The organism is Brachyspira catarrhinii (assembly GCF_005518285.1).
Lineage (GTDB): Bacteria > Spirochaetota > Brachyspiria > Brachyspirales > Brachyspiraceae > Brachyspira > Brachyspira catarrhinii.
In genome coordinates, this window is sequence record NZ_SJDU01000485.1 from 1 (window position 1) to 1490 (window position 1490).

Here is a 1490-nt window from a genome sequence, read left to right on the forward strand (position 1 = left end):
AGGAGTAATTATGAAATATACGATAAAAATAATTTTCCATATCGAGCGCTTCGTCAAGATATTCATTGGATTTTATCAATTCTATAACTCTTGTAATATTTTCTTCGGGCATTTTGTCTATAATTTGAATTAACTCTTCTTTAATCGTCATAAGTCTCTCCTTAAAGTATTTCAATTTTGCAATATGTTTCTTTCTTCAAAATAAAGCGAAATTGCAATTTTAAGTTCTTTCAACGCTTATTCTTCCGTTTTTCCAAACGCACTTATCGAATCGAGTTCTTCGGCTATTGCGATATATCCTTCGTCTTCTTCGCTGAAAAATATTTTTATCGTATATTTCATAATTACTCCTCAAGATTATATTTTTTTATAATATTTAAGAATTGTTTAATTTGATAAGATTTAATTTCTCCATTAACATTTTGTATATTTAATAATTATACAATTTAGAGTTATAAAATCAATAGTTATTATTTAGACTTCGTTTAGTCGGTAAGTTTGGTTAGTTGATTAGTAAAAACAATATCAAGTTGGCGGTAAAGTTTGTTATTTATTTAAGAAATATTGAGAGGCTTGTCCGGATGGGCGGGCTTTAGCTCTAGTTTCTTTACTTCAACATTATCTTTCATAAATATAATTATAACAAAATATTTTAATTTGTCAAAATAAATTAATTCAAAAAAGATAAAGGATTTTTAATTATAATTAGTTAAATATTTAAGGCTTATAAGTTGTTGAAGTTATTAACCATTCTTTATATTCCGTGTAATAATAAGCGGTTAATTCTTCCACTTGTTTTTGATATTTATCTTTTAAATCTCCGCCGAGAATTCTTTTTCCTACTCCTTCCAGAACATATTGAACTCCCGTAGTAGCGTCATATCCTCCGTTATGAGTGAGTCCAAGATTATGCAAATGCTCATGAAATATTACTCCTACAAAACCGATAAAAATTCCGTATGCGAATTCGCTTTTCCAATTCATATTTGGAATTCCTACATAAGTAGCGTATGATAAATTATCTACAAATCCTTCCAAAGCGTATCGGGATGGACCTACGCCTCCTACAGCAACTTGCCCCGTTCTATTGTATTTGCAATATTGAACGTTATATTTGCAATTTCTTATAACCTCTAAAAGTCTGTTTTTATCGTATGGGTCTCCGAACTTAATTGGAATGTTATTTGTGTAGGTTTCGGCTCGCGAATATATATAATTTGTTTTTGCCATAAATGCCGTTTCAAATTCTGGCGTGTTTATTATCGCTCTCATCAAAGCCAAAGAACGCAACGCCCATCTTTTTTCTTCAACCGTAATAACCGTATAATTGCTTATTTCTGGAGCTATATAAAATCTCTCTATTCCCACTTGCCAATAAGGATATTTTTTATCTATTTCCTCTTTTGTGTAATCGGAAGGTTTTATTGGATTATTATTACAACTAAATACGAATAATAATAAAAATATATATTGTAATTTATTTTTCATGT

1 protein-coding gene is annotated in these 1490 nt (G+C 29.3%); it reads right to left on the reverse strand.

All coding sequences use genetic code 11. The features are described from left to right. Positions 1-717: 717 nt before the first annotated feature. Positions 718-1490, reverse strand: a 773-nt coding sequence (locus EZH24_RS14285; RefSeq protein ID WP_161976163.1) for a hypothetical protein, incomplete at its 5' end; no start/stop codon positions are given.